The 14,295-nt window shown below is 73.8% G+C and carries 16 protein-coding genes; 9 read left to right on the forward strand and 7 right to left on the reverse strand.

What is annotated here, in order from left to right:
* Nucleotides 1-83: 83 nt before the first annotated feature.
* A complete protein-coding gene (locus tag AB5J51_RS33215) occupies nucleotides 84-1,607 on the reverse strand; it encodes an aldehyde dehydrogenase family protein (protein ID WP_369779309.1) in 1,524 nt (507 codons plus the stop codon).
* Nucleotides 1,608-1,661: 54 nt separating this feature from the next.
* Nucleotides 1,662-3,020 carry a GAF domain-containing protein gene (locus AB5J51_RS33220; RefSeq protein ID WP_369779310.1) on the reverse strand — a complete coding sequence of 453 codons (1,359 nt, stop codon included), beginning with the start codon at nucleotides 3,018-3,020 and terminating at the stop codon, nucleotides 1,662-1,664.
* Between the two features lie 331 nt (nucleotides 3,021-3,351).
* Between AB5J51_RS33220 and AB5J51_RS33225 the strand changes: the two genes are divergently transcribed.
* A complete protein-coding gene (locus AB5J51_RS33225; RefSeq protein ID WP_053790786.1) occupies nucleotides 3,352-3,534 on the forward strand; it encodes a hypothetical protein in 183 nt (60 codons plus the stop codon).
* Nucleotides 3,535-3,653: 119 nt separating this feature from the next.
* On the opposite strand, the gene AB5J51_RS33230 is transcribed toward AB5J51_RS33225, so the two are convergent.
* A complete protein-coding gene (locus AB5J51_RS33230) occupies nucleotides 3,654-4,109 on the reverse strand; it encodes an SAM-dependent methyltransferase (protein WP_133898751.1) in 456 nt (151 codons plus the stop codon).
* Nucleotides 4,110-4,131: 22 nt separating this feature from the next.
* Nucleotides 4,132-4,926, reverse strand: coding sequence for a hypothetical protein (locus AB5J51_RS33235; protein WP_053790785.1), 795 nt, complete (start codon nucleotides 4,924-4,926; stop codon nucleotides 4,132-4,134).
* Between the two features lie 135 nt (nucleotides 4,927-5,061).
* Here AB5J51_RS33235 and AB5J51_RS33240 point away from each other — a divergent pair, with 135 nt between their 5' ends.
* Nucleotides 5,062-5,976, forward strand: a complete 915-nt coding sequence (locus AB5J51_RS33240) for an oxygenase MpaB family protein (RefSeq protein WP_133898753.1) — start codon at nucleotides 5,062-5,064, stop codon at nucleotides 5,974-5,976.
* 67 nt (nucleotides 5,977-6,043) lie between these two features.
* Here the strand turns inward: AB5J51_RS33240 and AB5J51_RS33245 are convergent, their stop codons facing one another.
* Nucleotides 6,044-6,643, reverse strand: a complete 600-nt coding sequence (locus AB5J51_RS33245; RefSeq protein WP_369779312.1) for a class I SAM-dependent methyltransferase — start codon at nucleotides 6,641-6,643, stop codon at nucleotides 6,044-6,046.
* Between the two features lie 158 nt (nucleotides 6,644-6,801).
* Here AB5J51_RS33245 and AB5J51_RS33250 point away from each other — a divergent pair, with 158 nt between their 5' ends.
* The 5 genes from AB5J51_RS33250 (at nucleotide 6,802) to AB5J51_RS33270 (ending at nucleotide 11,962) form a co-directional block, all read left to right on the forward strand.
* Entirely contained in the window at nucleotides 6,802-7,608 is an 807-nt protein-coding gene (locus AB5J51_RS33250; RefSeq protein WP_136222328.1) for an MHYT domain-containing protein, read from the forward strand.
* Nucleotides 7,609-7,723: 115 nt separating this feature from the next.
* Entirely contained in the window at nucleotides 7,724-10,447 is a 2,724-nt protein-coding gene (locus tag AB5J51_RS33255; protein ID WP_369779313.1) for a nitrate- and nitrite sensing domain-containing protein, read from the forward strand.
* Entirely contained in the window at nucleotides 10,447-10,890 is a 444-nt protein-coding gene (locus AB5J51_RS33260) for a roadblock/LC7 domain-containing protein (RefSeq protein WP_053790780.1), read from the forward strand. The genes AB5J51_RS33255 and AB5J51_RS33260 overlap by 1 nt, the downstream gene beginning before the upstream one ends.
* A gap of 17 nt (nucleotides 10,891-10,907) precedes the next feature.
* A complete protein-coding gene (locus tag AB5J51_RS33265; RefSeq protein WP_053790779.1) occupies nucleotides 10,908-11,297 on the forward strand; it encodes a DUF742 domain-containing protein in 390 nt (129 codons plus the stop codon).
* The gene (locus AB5J51_RS33270; RefSeq protein ID WP_369779314.1) at nucleotides 11,294-11,962 is read left to right on the forward strand and encodes an ATP/GTP-binding protein; all 669 of its coding nucleotides are present in this window, start codon (nucleotides 11,294-11,296) and stop codon (nucleotides 11,960-11,962) included. The genes AB5J51_RS33265 and AB5J51_RS33270 overlap by 4 nt, the downstream gene beginning before the upstream one ends.
* A 33-nt stretch (nucleotides 11,963-11,995) precedes the next feature.
* Here the strand turns inward: AB5J51_RS33270 and AB5J51_RS33275 are convergent, their stop codons facing one another.
* Complete coding sequence (locus AB5J51_RS33275) at nucleotides 11,996-12,424, reverse strand: PPOX class F420-dependent oxidoreductase (protein ID WP_369779315.1); 429 nt, start codon at nucleotides 12,422-12,424, stop codon at nucleotides 11,996-11,998.
* 108 nt (nucleotides 12,425-12,532) lie between these two features.
* Here AB5J51_RS33275 and AB5J51_RS33280 point away from each other — a divergent pair, with 108 nt between their 5' ends.
* Together AB5J51_RS33280 and AB5J51_RS33285 are read left to right on the forward strand one after the other, a co-directional pair.
* Complete coding sequence (locus AB5J51_RS33280) at nucleotides 12,533-12,931, forward strand: roadblock/LC7 domain-containing protein (RefSeq protein WP_053790837.1); 399 nt, start codon at nucleotides 12,533-12,535, stop codon at nucleotides 12,929-12,931.
* A gap of 104 nt (nucleotides 12,932-13,035) precedes the next feature.
* Nucleotides 13,036-13,905: a DUF6397 family protein gene (locus tag AB5J51_RS33285; RefSeq protein ID WP_369779316.1), complete on the forward strand. Its 870-nt coding sequence runs from the start codon at nucleotides 13,036-13,038 to the stop codon at nucleotides 13,903-13,905.
* Here AB5J51_RS33285 and AB5J51_RS33290 read toward each other — a convergent pair.
* Nucleotides 13,869-14,270: a YchJ family protein gene (locus tag AB5J51_RS33290; protein WP_053790776.1), complete on the reverse strand. Its 402-nt coding sequence runs from the start codon at nucleotides 14,268-14,270 to the stop codon at nucleotides 13,869-13,871. The two genes, AB5J51_RS33285 and AB5J51_RS33290, sit on opposite strands and share 37 nt — an antisense overlap.
* Nucleotides 14,271-14,295 lie beyond the last annotated feature (25 nt).

A 14,295-nucleotide genomic window follows, 5' to 3' on the forward strand; every position in this document is an offset into this window, starting at 1 on the left:
GTAAATCGCATCTCGCGTCGAGCGAGTCGAGCCGAAGGCGCCTGACGGGCAAAAGCCCAGGTCAGGCGCCTTTTCTCGTGCCTCTAGAAGAAGCCGAGACGCTTCGGCGAGTACGAGACCAGGAGGTTCTTCGTCTGCTGGTAGTGCTCCAGCATCATCTTGTGGGTCTCGCGGCCGATGCCCGACTGCTTGTAGCCGCCGAAGGCTGCGTGCGCCGGGTAGGCGTGGTAGCAGTTCGTCCAGACGCGGCCGGCCTGGATCGCGCGGCCCGCCCGGTACGCCGTGTTGATGTCGCGGGTCCAGACGCCGGCGCCCAAGCCGTACGCCGTGTCGTTGGCGATCCGGACGGCGTCGTCGAAGTCCTGGAAGGACGTCACCGACACCACCGGGCCGAAGATCTCCTCCTGGAAGATCCGCATCCGGTTGTCGCCCTCGAAGATGGTCGGCTCCATGTAGAAGCCGCCCGCCAGGTCGCCGCCGTGGTCGATCCGCCGGCCACCGGTGAGGACCTTCGCGCCTTCCTGCTGGCCGATCTCCACGTACGAGAGGACCTTGCGCAGCTGCTCCTCGGAGGCCTGCGCGCCGATCATCGTCTCCGTGTCCAACGGGTGTCCGGGCACGATCAGTTCGGTGCGCGCGACCGCCGCGTCGAGGAAGTCGCCGTAGCGGCCCCGCTCGATCAGGGCGCGCGAGGGGCTCGTGCACACCTCGCCCTGGTTGAGGGCGAACATGCTGAACCCCTCCAGGGCCTTGTCGCGCAGGTCGTCGTCGGTGGTCCAGATGTCGTCGAAGAAGAGGTTCGGGCTCTTGCCGCCGAGTTCGAGGGTGACCGGCTTGAGGTGCTCCGCCGCGTACTGCATGATCAGCCGCCCCGTGGACGTCTCCCCGGTGAACGCGATCTTCGCCACGCGCGGGCTGGACGCCAGCGGCTTGCCCGCCTCCTCGCCGAAGCCGTTGACGATGTTCACCACGCCCGGCGGCAGCAGGTCCGCCACCAGGCTCAGCCAGTAGTGCACCGAGGCCGGGGTCTGCTCGGCCGGCTTCAGCACCACGGTGTTCCCCGCCGCCAGCGCCGGAGCCAGCTTCCACACCGCCATCAGGATCGGGAAGTTCCACGGGATGATCTGCCCGACCACACCCAGCGGCTCGTGGAAGTGGTAGGCGACGGTGTCGTCGTCGAGCTGGCTCAGCGCGCCCTCCTGAGCGCGCAGCGCACCCGCGAAATAGCGGAACTGGTCGATGGCCAGCGGCATGTCGGCGGCCAGGGTCTCCCGGACCGGCTTGCCGTTCTCCCAGGTCTCGGCGACCGCCAGGGCCTCCAGGTTCTGCTCCATCCGGTCCGCGATCCGCAGCAGGATCGTGGACCGCTCGGTGACCGAGGTGCGCCCCCAGGCGGGCGCCGCCGCGTGCGCCGCATCGAGGGCCCGCTCCACGTCCTCGGCCGTGCCGCGCGCGACCTCGGTGAAGGTCTGGCCGGTGACGGGGGAGGGGTTGGCGAAGTACTGGCCGCGGGCGGGCTCGACGTACTCGCCGCCGATGAAGTGGGCGTAGCGCGACGCGTACGACATGAGCGCGCCTTCGGTGCCGGGCGCAGCGTAACGGGCCATGGTGTCCTCCCCTTGCCGGGCGCCGGCCGCCGTCGGACAGCGCTCGGGAGGAGGCTAGGAGCGGGCAGGTTGCGGATACGTTGCACGGCCCGGCCGCGTCGGCTCCCGGCGTACGGTAGGTGGTTCGGCGCCGGCGCCTGAGCCTCGGCCGGGTCCCCCGGTGCCGAGTTCGCTGTCGAGGGCCCGTACGCGGGCCAGCGCGGCCGTGCGGCCCTCCGGCGGCAGGGTTGCGGCCAGGGACCGCCACACCGCCGGATCGTCCGCGCCCCACGGGGCGCACACCCAGTCGGTCAGGAGCCCCACGTCCGCCCGGGCGATCACGGCGGCCCGTGCCTGGTCCTCGATCCGGCGCCGCAGCCGGACGATGCCCGGCGCGGTCGAGCCGGGGAGCAGCGGGCCCGCGTAGTGGTGGAGCGCGGCCGACACGGCGCCGGCCGCCAGCTGACGGCTCACGACGCTGAAGTCCGCCTCCAGCGGCGCCGCCGTCCGGTAGGGCCGCGAGAGCGGGGCGCGGCCCCCCAACAGCCCGCGCAGCCGTGACATTTCGGCGCGCAGGGTCACCGGTGACACCGACTCGTCCTCGTACAGCGCGATCGCCAGCTCCTCGCCCGACAGCCCCTCGGGGTGGTGCGCGAGGAGCGCCATGATCTCGCTGTGCCGCCGCCCCAGGCGGATCCTCGTACCGTCACCGCCGACCAGCAGGGCCTCGTCCCGGCCGAGGGCGCCGAGGGTGTCCCCGGCGGCCTGCGGGAACGGGTCGAGCAGCGCCAGCTGGGCCTCTGCGGCCCGGGCGACGGCCTGCACGAAGGCGAGGGAGTGCGGATGGGCCAGGCCGTCGCCGCCGGTGATGTCCACCGCGCCGAGCAGCCGGCCGGTACGGGGGTCGTGCACCGGGGCCGCCGCACACGTCCAGGGGTGGACCCGGTGGCTGAAGTGCTCGGCGCCGAAGACCTGGACCGGCTCTCCGACGGCAACCGCCGTGCCCGGTGCGTTGGTCCCCATCGCCGTTTCGGCCCAGCGGGCGCCCGGTACGAAGCCGAGGCCCTCGGCCCGGCGCAGCGTGGCCGTCTCGCCCTCCACCCACAGCAGACTGCCCCGCGCGTCGCACACCGCCAGCAGATGGGCCCCGTGCGCCGCGAAGGCCCCCACGAGGTCCCGGAACACCGGCATCACCCGGGCCAGCGGGTGCTGCGCCCGGTACGACCGCAGCTCCGCCTCCGCCAGGTCCACCCGGGGCGCGCACTCCGGGCCGATCCGGGCCCTGGCGCACCGCCGCCAGGAGTTCGCGATCACCGCCCGGACCGGAGCCTCGACCCGCCCGTCCTGCGTGAACGCGGTGTGCGCCCGCCGCAGTACGCGCGTGCGCTCGGCGGGATCGGTCCCGCCCGGCAGCGCCACCGACGGATCGTCCATGTCACCCTCCCGTGGTGCCGCGCTACCCGGAACGCCCCATCGTCGTCCCGGCCCCGGGCCCCGACAAGCACCACGTCGGCCACGCACCGCCGAAACGCCGCCAGGGCCTGCCGGGCGGACCCGGGCCGAAGCCCCCGGCCCGGGCGGCCAGGTCCGTGGCGAGCCGGTCGCGCACGGTGGCCGCCGGCCGGCGGGACCGGGCCCGGACGGGGGAGGCCTCGGGCGGGGGCCGTACGTACGGCGTCTTCGTCAGGAGCCCGGGGGTGGGAACGCGGGGTCGCGGTGGTGCGTTGAGGGGGTAGTGGACGACGACAGGTGGAGGTGTCCGCAGATGTCCAAGCGCGGCAAGGTCGCGGTTGCCGGAGTCGTGGCAGCCATCGTGTTGTTCTGGACGGTCGGGTTCTGGGCCGGGCTGCTGGTCCTGATCGGGGTGCCGGCGGCCGCCTACCTGCTGCTGGACTCCTCCCAGCGGCGTCGTCTGCGGGGTGTGTCCAGGAGGCAGCTCGGCCGCTGAGCGGGCGCGGCCGCGTGCGCCGAACACCGTCCGTACCCCGTAGGTACGTACCCGGGATCGGCCCAGCGGGCCGGGCCCGGGCGGGGCGTCCGGGCCCGCCACGTCGTGGCGGGCCCGGATCAGTAGTAGTCCCGCATCAGCGCCGTGGCCCAGTCCGGCTGGCGGAGGTCTCCGCGGGGCCCGAATTCGGCCAGGTAGGGCTTCAGGTCGAGCACCGGGGTGCCGTCCACCGCGTCCAGGCCCTCCACGTGCACGTCCAAGCCGTCCACCTTCAGGATCCGGCACCGGGAGACACCCAGCCGGTTCGGCCTGTTCTTGCCGCGCTGGGCGAAGATGCCGACCAGCGGCCAGTCCGGGTTGCCCCGGGGGTGCCGCGCGCCCGTCTCGATCTTCTCCACCGGGACGCGGTCGAAGTGGTAGACCACCTCGAGGTGCGAGAACTCCGCCAGCCCGTACAGGGCGTCCGGGCCGAACCGGCGGCCGTCCAGGCGGATCACGGCCGTCTCCCGGCCCCAGTCGTCGTCGACGACCTCCGCGCGGCCGCCCACCACCACGGCCACCGGCTCCGACTCCACCAGCACAGCGTCTCCCTCGGGTTCAGACCGGGCGTACGGCGATGCGGTCCAGCGCCGCCAGCAGCTCCGGCAGTTTCGGCAGACCGAGATCGGGATCCCCGTCGCGGGGGACCGCCAGCACCTCGCCCGCCTCGTCGTCCAGCAGCACGAAGGCCGCGTCGTCCGTCCGGGCCACCAGCGACCAGCCGGGCCCGTCCACCCTCAGGGTCCGCGCCCCCTCGCCCGCGAAGGAGGACCGCACCCGTCCGGGCGGAGGCGGGCTCTGCACGTACTCCACGGCCTCCTTGAGCGCCCGCGCGAGCCCGGGGTGCGCCGCGGCCGCCGCCCCGCCGTCCGTCGCGACGCGCTCGCGCCAGTCGGACCACTCCCGGGCGATCTGGTCCGCGCCCATGCGCCGCTGCACCGGTCCCCACGCCTCGGCGGAGGGCGGTGCCAGCGGCACCCGCCCGGTGCCGTCGGCGCCCTGCTCCGGATCGTGCGGATCCGGGATCCCCGGAGTCGCCACCGACAGGTCCAGCGGCCAGCCCGCCAGGGAGACCACGATCGTGCGCTCGTCCGGCGACAGGTCGTACTCCATGCCGCAGTCCCAGGAGGCGATCGCCATGGCCACGAGCGAGACGTCGTCCACGACGACGGTCCAGCGCGCGCCCTCCTCGTCCTGGCCCAGCACCAGCCCGTACCCCCGTGCCACGGGCTTCACGCCCAGCAGCGCGCAGGCCTCCGGGAAATCATCGCCCAGGATGCTCGGAAACTGCGCGGGGGTCAGCAGCACGGCGGTCAGCACGTAGAGGGAACCGCCCTCCTCCTCGTCGGACACGTGGCCTCCCCGTCGCTCTCTCGTCGGCGCACCCTAACCAGCGGGTAACCCCCGCGTCGAGAGCCTGCGGGCGACGATTTCCAAGCCCGCTACCTGCACGTAGAGTTGGGACCCCGCCACAGAAAGGGACACCCGGTGCAGCGTTACGACCGGCTGAGGGAGATCCTCCGTCTCGACCCCGACAAGGACTTCCTCACCATCTACCGGCTCACCGCCACCTACGAATTCCCCTGGGACTTCACCCGCGCGCTGGAGCTCGCCCTCTTCCGCACCTACGCCGTGCCGAGCATCGGCCGCCTGCTGGCCGAGACCGCCGAGTTCACCGACCGCCCGCAGAAACGCTACGACGACACCGCGCTGCTCCTCGACGCCGTCGTGGAGCACGGATTCGAGAGCGAGACCGCGCGAACCGCGATCCGCCGCGTCAACCAGATGCACCGCGCCTACGACATCGGCAACGAGGACATGCGGTACGTCCTGTGCACTTTCGTGGTGATTCCGGTGCGCTGGCTGGACGCCTACGGCTGGCGCCCGATGACCCACCACGAGCGCCGGGCCAGCGCGAACTACTACGCCGAACTCGGCCGGCACATGGGCATCACGGACATCCCGGGCTCCTACGAGGAGTTCGAGGAGACCCTGAACGCCTACGAAGAGGCCCACTTCGGCTGGGACGAGGGCGGCCGCAAGGTCGCCGACTCCACCATCGGCCTGATGGCCTCCTGGTACCCGGCGCCGCTCGCCCCCGCCGTGCGCGCACTGAGCCTCTCGCTCCTCGACGAGCCGCTGCTGTCGGCTTTCCGCTACGAGAGCCCCCGCCCGCAGGTCAAGGCGCTGTTCCGGGGTGCCCTGAAGCTGCGCGGCCGCGCCGTCCGGCTGCTGCCGCCGCGCAAGGCCCCGCACTACGCCCGGCAGAACCCGGAGATCAAGGGCTACCCCCACGGCTACGACGTGGGCGAGCTCGGCACGTTTCCCGTGCCCGGCTCGGGGGGATGCCCCGTGCCGCATCCCCGCCGGCCGGCCGGGGCCGATGCCCAGCCTCCGGCCTGATCCGGGGCGCCTCCGCGGACCCCGGGCGAGGTGCCGACGTACGAGACGTGTGTGAGGGGTGTGCCGGTCAGGCGCGGCGCAGCGCGAGCGCCAGGAAGCGGGCGTCCTCGTCGGCGTACGAGGTCATCTCCCAGCCCGAACCGGCCAGCAGCGGGCCGAGGTTGTGCTCGGCCCGCAGGTCGTCCGGCGTCAGCTCGCGGCCCTGCCGCGCCGCGAGGGCCGCTCGCCCGATCGGGTGGAACAGGGCGAGCCGGCCGCCGGGGCGGACGACGCGGGCGAGCTCGCGCAGGTTCGCCTCCGGGTCGGGCAGGTGCGCGATCAGCCCGGCGGCGAAGACGGCGTCCAGCACCCCGTCGCGCAGCGGCAGCCGGGCCACGTCCGCGAGCAGCAGCGCGCCCTGCGCGCCCCGGCCGGCCTGCCGCGCGGCGGCCAGCATCTGCAGGGTCAGGTCCGCGCCGAGCACGGTGCCGGCGGGGCCGACGGCGGCGCGCAGCGCCGAGAGCGCCCGCCCGGTCCCGCAGCCCGCGTCGAGCACGCGGTCCCCGGGGCGCAGGCCGAACTCGGCCACGGCGGTCGTGAACGCGGGCCCGTCGTCCGGGAACTTCCGGTCCCAGTCGGCGGCGCGTGCCCCGAAGAACTCCTGCACGTGTGTGTGGTCTTCGCTCATGTGGACATGATCCCTCATGGGGCTCCGCGCGGTGCGTGCGCAAGGTGGCACGTGGCGTGATCGAAGATGAACGTAGCTCTGTCATATTCCAGCAGTTCCAGCTGCTTTCGAAATGCGCCCCGTGTTCGTGCCCTCACCCGGACTAGCGTCCCGGGGCCATGGGACACCTCGACCACGCGGCCTATGGCTGGCTGACACCCGTACTGTCATATGTGATGGCATCGATCGGCGCCGCCCTCGGGCTGCGCTGCACCGTCCGCGCACTCGCCGCGACGACCGGGTCCTCCCGCCGCAACTGGCTCCTCACCGCGGCCTCCGCCATCGGCACCGGCATCTGGACGATGCACTTCGTCGCGATGCTCGGCTTCAACGTCACCGGCACCGAGATCCACTACAACGTGCCGCTGACCATCCTCAGCCTGCTCGTCGCCATGATCGTCGTGGGCGCCGGCGTCTTCGCCGTCGGCTACGGCAAGGAACGCGGCCGCGCCCTGGTCCTCGGCGGGCTCACCACCGGCCTCGGCGTCGCCAGCATGCACTACCTCGGCATGGCCGCCCTGCGCCTGCACGGCAGCATCTCGTACGACCCGCTCACGGTCGGGCTTTCCGTCGCCATCGCCGTCGTCGCGGCCACCGCCGCGCTGTGGGCCGCGCTCAACATCAAAGCGCCGGCCGCCGTCGCCGTCGCCTCGCTCGTCATGGGCGCCGCCGTCAGCAGCATGCACTACACCGGGATGATGGCGGTCGCCGTCCGCGTCGTCCCCTCGGACCACGCCCTGCCGGGCGCCACCGCGATGCAGTTCATCTTCCCGCTCGCGGTCGGGCTCGGCTCGTACCTCTTCATCACCTCCGCGTTCGTCGCGCTCTCCCCGACCGCCGACGAGCGCGCCGCCTCCGCCTCGGCCGCCCGGCACCTGGGCGGGCAGGCGCCCGGGCCGGCGGCGCCGGCCGCGCCGGCCCGCTGAGCCGCCGGGCCGGGCCTGATCGGCCCGCCCGCTTGTGACCGGGCCCGGTCCGGTGTCCGGTCCGGCCCGACTCCCCGACTCGACCCCGCTGGACCGCACCCCGAACGAGGAGCCCATGCGCACACCCCGCAGACCACCGGAAGCAGCGGCGCCGCAGCTGCCCGCGCCCCCGGCGCGCGGCCGCCGGGCCCACGCCGGACCGCCCGCCGAGGAGCCTGCGGCGCAGCAGGACCCGCGGACCGGCCGCCCCGGTCCGGCGGCCGCCGAAGCCGCCGGCGGATCCCGCCGGCCGCGGCTGCGGCTGCGCCCCGCCACCGTCCGCGCGAAGATCGTGTCGCTGCTGATGGTCCCGGTCGTCTCCCTGCTCGCCCTCTGGGGCTTCGCAACCGTGAGCACCGCCCAGGACATCGCCCGGCTCAGTCGCGTCCAGCGGGTCGACGAGCAGATACGCACCCCCGTCGCGGCCGCCGTCACCGAGCTCCAGGCCGAACGCCGCGCCGCCGTCCGCTACCTGGCCGACCCCGCCGCCGACCAGGGCGCCGCCCTGGAGCAGCAGTCGCGGCGTACCGACGCCGCCGTCGCGCGGCTGCGGCTCGGCGACCGGCACACCGTCGCCGAGTCCGGCGACCACCGCACCGAAGTCGTCGTCCGGGTCGGGGCCTTCGTGGCCGCGGCGGAGGCCCTCGGCTCCACCCGCAAGGACATCGCGGACCGGCGAGCGACCCAGGACGCGGCGTACGAGACGTACACCCGCGTGGTGGACAGCGCCCTCTCCGTCGACGGCGCCCTCTCCGGCGGCCGGAAGGCCGAACTCGGCCCCGATGCGCGCGTCCTGCTCGAATTCGCCCGCGCCGGGGAACTCCTCTCCCGCGAGGACGCCCTGATCGCCGCGCCCGGCCCGCGCACCGCCGAAACGCTCCGGCGCCTCACCGGCGTCGTCGAGACCCGCCGCGCCCTCACCGCGAGTTCCGCCGTCGACCTGCCCGCCGCCCAGCAGGCCGCCTGGCAGTCCGTGGCCAAGAGCGCCGCCTACGCCGAGCTCACCGCTGCCGAGGACCGGGCGCTCGCCACGGGGACGGCCACGGGCACCGGGACGGCCGGTGGGTCGGCCGGTGGGTCGGCCGGTGGGTCGGCCGGTGGGTCGGCCAAGGACGCGGCCCGCGGCGCGCCGGCCGGCTGGGACGCCGCGTACTCGAGCATCAGCACCTCCCTGCGCGAGATCGGGGCCGCCGCGCACACCGCATCCGCCGACCGCACCGACCCACTCGCCCAGGCCGGGCTCAGCCCTGCCGGAGCCGCCGTGCTGCTGGGCCTCGCGGCCGTCGCCGCCTCCCTCGTCATCTCCGTCCGCATCGGCCGCGCCCTCGTCGTGGAACTCGTCTCGCTGCGCAACACCGCCCTGGAGATCGCCCACCGCAAGCTCCCGCACGCCATGGACCGGCTGCGGGCCGGCCAGGACATCGACGTCGACGCCGAGATCCCGCCCCCACCGCCCGCCGACGACGAGATCACCCAGGTCGGCGAGGCGCTCGCCACCGTCCACCGGGCAGCCCTCAGCGCTGCCGTCGAGCGGGCCGAGCTCGCCAGCGGGGTGAGCGGCGTCTTCGTCAACCTCGCCCGCCGCAGCCAGGTCCTCGTGCACAAGCAGCTCACGCTGCTCGACTCGATGGAGCGGCGCGCCGACGACCCCGGCGAACTCGGCGACCTCTTCCGCCTCGACCACCTCACGACGCGGATGCGCAGGCACGCCGAGAGCCTGATCATCCTGTCGGGCGCCGCTCCCGGGCGCGCCTGGCGGATGCCGGTCGCGCTGACCAACGTCGTACGGGCCGCCGTCTCCGAGATCGAGGACTACCCGCGCGTCGAGGTCCGCCAGCTGGCCGAGGCCGCCGTGGCCGGTGGCGCCGTCGCCGACCTCACGCACCTGCTCGCCGAACTCATCGAGAACGCCACCCAGTTCTCCCCGCCCCACACCAAGGTCCGCGTCAGTGGCGAGCCCGTCGGCGCCGGTTACGTCCTGGAGGTCGAGGACCGCGGGCTCGGCATGGGTCGCGAGACCCTCCACGAGGCCAACCGGCGCATCGAACAGTCCGAGGCCCTCGACCTGTTCGACAGCGACCGGCTCGGGCTCTTCGTGGTCAGCCGACTCGCGGCCCGCCACGGTGTGCGGGTGCACCTGCGCACGTCACCGTACGGGGGCACCACCGCCGTGGTGCTCCTGCCGAACTCCCTGCTCCAGGGCGCCATCGAGACCGGCCCGCCGCCGGCTGCGGCCCCGGACCACGACCAGCTGGTCGAGGCCCCGGTGGATCGGCAGGAGCCGGCACCGCCGCCGCCCGCGATCACCGTCGTACGGGAGGACGCCCGGCGCTCGGCGATACGGGAGGACGGGCGCGGCATCCCGCTCCCGGACCGCGGCCCCGTACGGGAGGAGCCGCGCCCGGCCCCGGTGGCCTCGCTGCGGCCGCGGGGTTCCGGGGGCCCGGGAACCCGTACGCAGGCCGCACCGGTTCCGGCGCCGGCTTCGGATTCCGCCCCGGCCCCGGCGCCTCCACCCGCTCCGGCCCCGCGGCGCGCCGGAGGCTCCGCCTCCGTGCCCGACGCCCCGGTCACCGAACTGCCGCGCCGGGTACGCCAGGCCAGCCTCGTGCCGCAGCTGCGCGAGACCCCCGTCCCGAAGGCCCCGGCCGGGGCGCGCCCGTCCGAGGAAGCGCCGGGGCGCAGCCCGGAGCAGGCCCGCGACCGGATGGCGGCCTACCGGGCCGGCTGGGTCCGCGGGGCCCAGGAGACCGGCGCCCGGGAGACCGGCGCCCACGCAGGCAGTGAAGGAGAAGTGTGATGATCGAGCACCAGAGATTCGATCTCGACGGCGTCCGCAGGTCCGGCGAACTGGACTGGCTGCTGGACGACCTGGTGGTCCGGGTCCGCGAGGTCCGGCATGCCGTGGTCCTGTCCAACGACGGCCTGGCGGTGGGCGCGTCCAGTGCGCTGAGCCGGGAGGACGCGGAGCACCTGGCCGCCGTGGCCTCCGGGTTCCACAGTCTGGCGAAGGGCGCGGGCCGGCATTTCCACGTCGGGGGCGTGCGCCAGACGATGGTGGAGATGGACGAGGGGTTCCTCTTCGTCGCGGCCGCCGGGGACGGTTCCTGCCTCGCCGTCCTCAGCGCGGCGAGCGCCGACATCGGGCTGATCGCCTACGAGATGGCCCGGCTCGTGAAGCGGGTCGGGGAGCACCTGTACACCCCGCCCCGGTTCGCGGCGCAGCCGCCGGCCGCAGGCTGAGAGCGGCGGTCCGGTACATGAACGGCCAGTGGTACGACGCCGACGCGGGCCCGCTCGTGCGCCCATACGCCATGACCGGCGGGCGTACGAAGCCGGGACCGCACGGGGTCCGGTTCGACCTGATCGCGCTGGTCGTCATGGACAACGAGGGCGCTGCGGGCACGGATGCGGCGGCCGAGTCGCTGCTCGGCCCCGAACACCGGGCACTGCTCGGGCTCTGCCGGTCCGAGACCCAGTCGGTGGCGGAGCTCGCCGCGGACGCGGACCTGCCCGTGGGCGTGGTGCGGGTGCTGCTCGGGGACCTGCTGGAGGGCGGGCACGTCAAGGTCAGCCGGCCGGTGCCGCCGGCCCGGCTGCCGGACGAGCGGATTTTGCGTGAAGTCATCGAGGGATTGCGAGCGCTGTGATGGGACAACACCACGACGGACCCGGCGGACCGGCCCCGGTGCCCGGCCCGGACGAGGATCCGGAGGCCGACGGGGAACTGGCCGCGCTCGCGCTGAAGATACTCGTGGCGGGCGGGTTCGGGGTCGGCAAGACCACGCTGGTCGGCGCGGTCAGCGAGATCCGGCCGCTGCGGACGGAGGAACTGCTCAGCCAGGCGGGCGAACTGGTCGACGACACGGGCGGGGTGGCGCAGAAGACGACCACGACCGTGGCCATGGACTTCGGGCGGATCACCATCCGGTCCGGGCTGTCGCTCTACCTGTTCGGGACACCGGGGCAGGACCGGTTCTGGTTCCTGTGGGACGAGCTCTCGCAGGGAGCCCTCGGCGCCGTGGTGCTCGCGGACACCCGCCGGCTGGAGGACTGCTTCCCGGCGGTGGACTACTTCGAGCACCGGCGCATCCCGTTCGTGGTGGCCGTCAACTGCTTCACGGACGCGCGGCGGTACGGGGCGCACGAGGTCTCGCGGGCACTGGACCTGGAGTCGGGGACGCCGGTGGTGCTGTGCGATGCGCGGGACAAGGATTCGGGGAAGGAGGTACTGATCAGGCTGGTCGAGTACGCAGGGCGGGTGCACACCGCCCGGCTGCTCGACTCGGTGGAGCCGCAGGCCGATTCCGTGTGAGGCGGACCTGCGGTGGGCGGGGCGGTGCCCGCCTCAGTGGGTGATGCCGGCAGCGGTGATCACCTTGTCGATGGTGACGCGGACGAGGAGTTCGCCGGGGACGGCATTGCGGAGGCCGAAGGCCTCGGCGCTCTCCTGGCCCATGTAACGGGCGCTGATCCGCGTCGCCCAGGGGAGCATCTCCTCCAAGTCCTCGCTGATCTCGGCGCGTCCCTGGAGGGTGACGTAGGAGAACGGCGGACGTTCGGCGTCCACGCAGAGCGCGACCCGTCCGTCGCGGAGCAGGTTGCGGCCCTTGACCGTGTCCTTGCCGGTGTTGAACACGAAGGAATCGCCGTCGAGAACGAACCAGATGGGTGCAATGTGCGGACTGCCGTCCTCGCGGACGGTGGACAGCTTTCCGGTGCGGGTCCCGTACGAGACGAATGCCCGCCATTCCTCTTGAGTCATCTTCTTCGCCATGGGGACATCCTCCTTGCCCGAAAGGCGCTGGTGGGGAAGGCTGGCGTGCACTTACTACGAGGGGTGGGGCGCAGCCGGGCCGGCGGCGTCAACGGGGAGGGGCTCGAAATGGCACTGGACAAGCAGCTGGACTGGCTGCTCGACGACCTGACGCGCAGGGTCCAGCAGGTCAGGCATGCGGTGGTGCTGTCCAACGACGGCCTGGTGACGGGTGCGAGCGCGGGGCTGGCGCGGGAGGACGCGGAGCACCTGGCGGCGGTGGCGGCGGGGCTGCAGAGCCTGGCGAAGGGATCGGGCCGGCATTTCCGCGCCGGCGAGGTACGGCAGACGATGGTCGAGTACGACGACGGCGTCCTGTTCGTCATGGCGGCGGGCGCGGGAAGCTCGCTGTGCGTGCTCAGCGCCGCCGAGGCCGACATCGGTCAGGTCGCGTACGAGATGACGCTGCTGGTCAACCGGGTGGGAGAGCACTTGGGCGTGACGGAGCGGCGGATCACCGGGGGGTGATGCCGTTCGGGCTTTCGGGAGTTGTCCACAGGCCTCGCGGGGTGTCGTAGCGCTGAGTTACGGTCTTTACGCAGAGTAATCGCTACTCGTGGGGGAGGACCGTCATGAAGGTCGCGACGCAGTCGGGGCGCGTGCTGCCGGATGCAGGGGCGCCGGCCCTGCCGGAGGTACGGGCGCACGGGCCGGTGGTGGTACGGGCGGCTGCGCTGCCGGATGCGGCGGTGGGCGGCGCCCGGGCCGCCGGGGAACTGGGCTTGACCCGGACCGAGTTCGCCCGTGCCGTCCAGCTGGGCATCGTGCGCGCCGGACCGCCGGCGCCGGGCGGGGCCGCGCGGTACACGCGGGCGGAGCTGGACCGGATCCGCTCGGCGGACGGGTTTCCGGGCGCGCTGCGCGAGCGGGTCGAGACCGTGGCCGGAGCCCAGGCAGCGGGCGGTGTGCTGTGGACCAGCCCCGGCCGGTTCACCCGGCTCGCGCGCTGCGGGCACATCACCCCGGTCGGCTACCGGATCAACCGCTACCGGGTGGTGGTCTGGCTCTATCTGGCCGCGGAGCTGCGGGAGTTCGCCGCCCGGGAGGCGGGGATGCTGCGCGGGAGCGCGCCCCCGGCGGACCGGGAGCTGATGGCGGCCAAGGCGGACCTGCGACCGCGGAAGTGGCGCGCGCGGCATGTGGGGCTGCTGCTGAGACGAACCGCCGACCCCTGGGAGCGGGCTGCGGTCCTGGCCTCCGTACTGCCGGAGGACGAACTGCGCGAGGCCGTGCCCGACCCGGCGGACCGGATCGTGCTCGCCGCCCTCGCACCGCCCCCGCCGTACGGGCACCCGCAGATCCCGGCCGCCGCGGCCGTGGCGCTCCGGCTGTTACGGGCGCAGCCGCCGGACGAGATCCACTGGTACCGCACCAGCCTGGACTTCGCGCTGACCGGGGCGCGCGATCAGTCGAAGTCGACGGGGGAGAGCGGGCCGACGTAGACCCAGGCCCCGGCCTCACGGGTGAAGGCGCTGTCCTCGTGCAGGGAACCGGCGTGCCGGCCCTCGCGGTAGTACGCCCGGAACTCCACCGAGCCCTCCGTCTCGAACATCCCGCCGCGCTCGGCGCCGAGGATCTCGAGGCGCTCCCAGCGCTGGTCGGGATCCAGGTCGAGCCGGGCGGGCCGGGTGCTCGAGTGCCAGGAGCGCAGCAGATAGGCGGTGTCGCCGACGGCGAACGCACTGAAGCGGGAGCGCATCAGCAGCTCGGCGGTGGGCGCCTGCTGCGCACCGGAGTGGAAGCGGCCGCAGCACTCCGGGTAGGCGGCGGGCAGCCCGCAGGGGCAGGGGAGGGCCGGGGTGGGCATGGGTGTGCTCAGCTCCTCGGGGACG

It is taken from the genome of Streptomyces sp. R33 (assembly GCF_041200175.1).
Lineage (GTDB): Bacteria > Actinomycetota > Actinomycetes > Streptomycetales > Streptomycetaceae > Streptomyces > Streptomyces katrae_B.

What these genes read in the sequence shown, in the direction of transcription:
- AB5J51_RS33280 (WP_053790837.1), top strand. Translation starts at nt 12,533, where the DNA reads ATGGCACTGGACAAGCAGCTGGACTGGCTGCTCGACGACCTGACGCGC.
- AB5J51_RS33265 (WP_053790779.1), top strand. Translation starts at nt 10,908, where the DNA reads ATGAACGGCCAGTGGTACGACGCCGACGCGGGCCCGCTCGTGCGCCCA.
- AB5J51_RS33225 (WP_053790786.1), top strand. Translation starts at nt 3,352, where the DNA reads ATGTCCAAGCGCGGCAAGGTCGCGGTTGCCGGAGTCGTGGCAGCCATC.
- AB5J51_RS33215 (WP_369779309.1), bottom strand. Translation starts at nt 1,607, where the DNA reads ATGGCCCGTTACGCTGCGCCCGGCACCGAAGGCGCGCTCATGTCGTAC.
- AB5J51_RS33250 (WP_136222328.1), top strand. Translation starts at nt 6,802, where the DNA reads ATGGGACACCTCGACCACGCGGCCTATGGCTGGCTGACACCCGTACTG.
- AB5J51_RS33275 (WP_369779315.1), bottom strand. Translation starts at nt 12,424, where the DNA reads ATGGCGAAGAAGATGACTCAAGAGGAATGGCGGGCATTCGTCTCGTAC.
- AB5J51_RS33290 (WP_053790776.1), bottom strand. Translation starts at nt 14,270, where the DNA reads ATGCCCACCCCGGCCCTCCCCTGCCCCTGCGGGCTGCCCGCCGCCTAC.
- AB5J51_RS33285 (WP_369779316.1), top strand. Translation starts at nt 13,036, where the DNA reads ATGAAGGTCGCGACGCAGTCGGGGCGCGTGCTGCCGGATGCAGGGGCG.
- AB5J51_RS33245 (WP_369779312.1), bottom strand. Translation starts at nt 6,643, where the DNA reads ATGAGCGAAGACCACACACACGTGCAGGAGTTCTTCGGGGCACGCGCC.
- AB5J51_RS33255 (WP_369779313.1), top strand. Translation starts at nt 7,724, where the DNA reads ATGCGCACACCCCGCAGACCACCGGAAGCAGCGGCGCCGCAGCTGCCC.
- AB5J51_RS33220 (WP_369779310.1), bottom strand. Translation starts at nt 3,020, where the DNA reads ATGGACGATCCGTCGGTGGCGCTGCCGGGCGGGACCGATCCCGCCGAG.
- AB5J51_RS33260 (WP_053790780.1), top strand. Translation starts at nt 10,447, where the DNA reads ATGATCGAGCACCAGAGATTCGATCTCGACGGCGTCCGCAGGTCCGGC.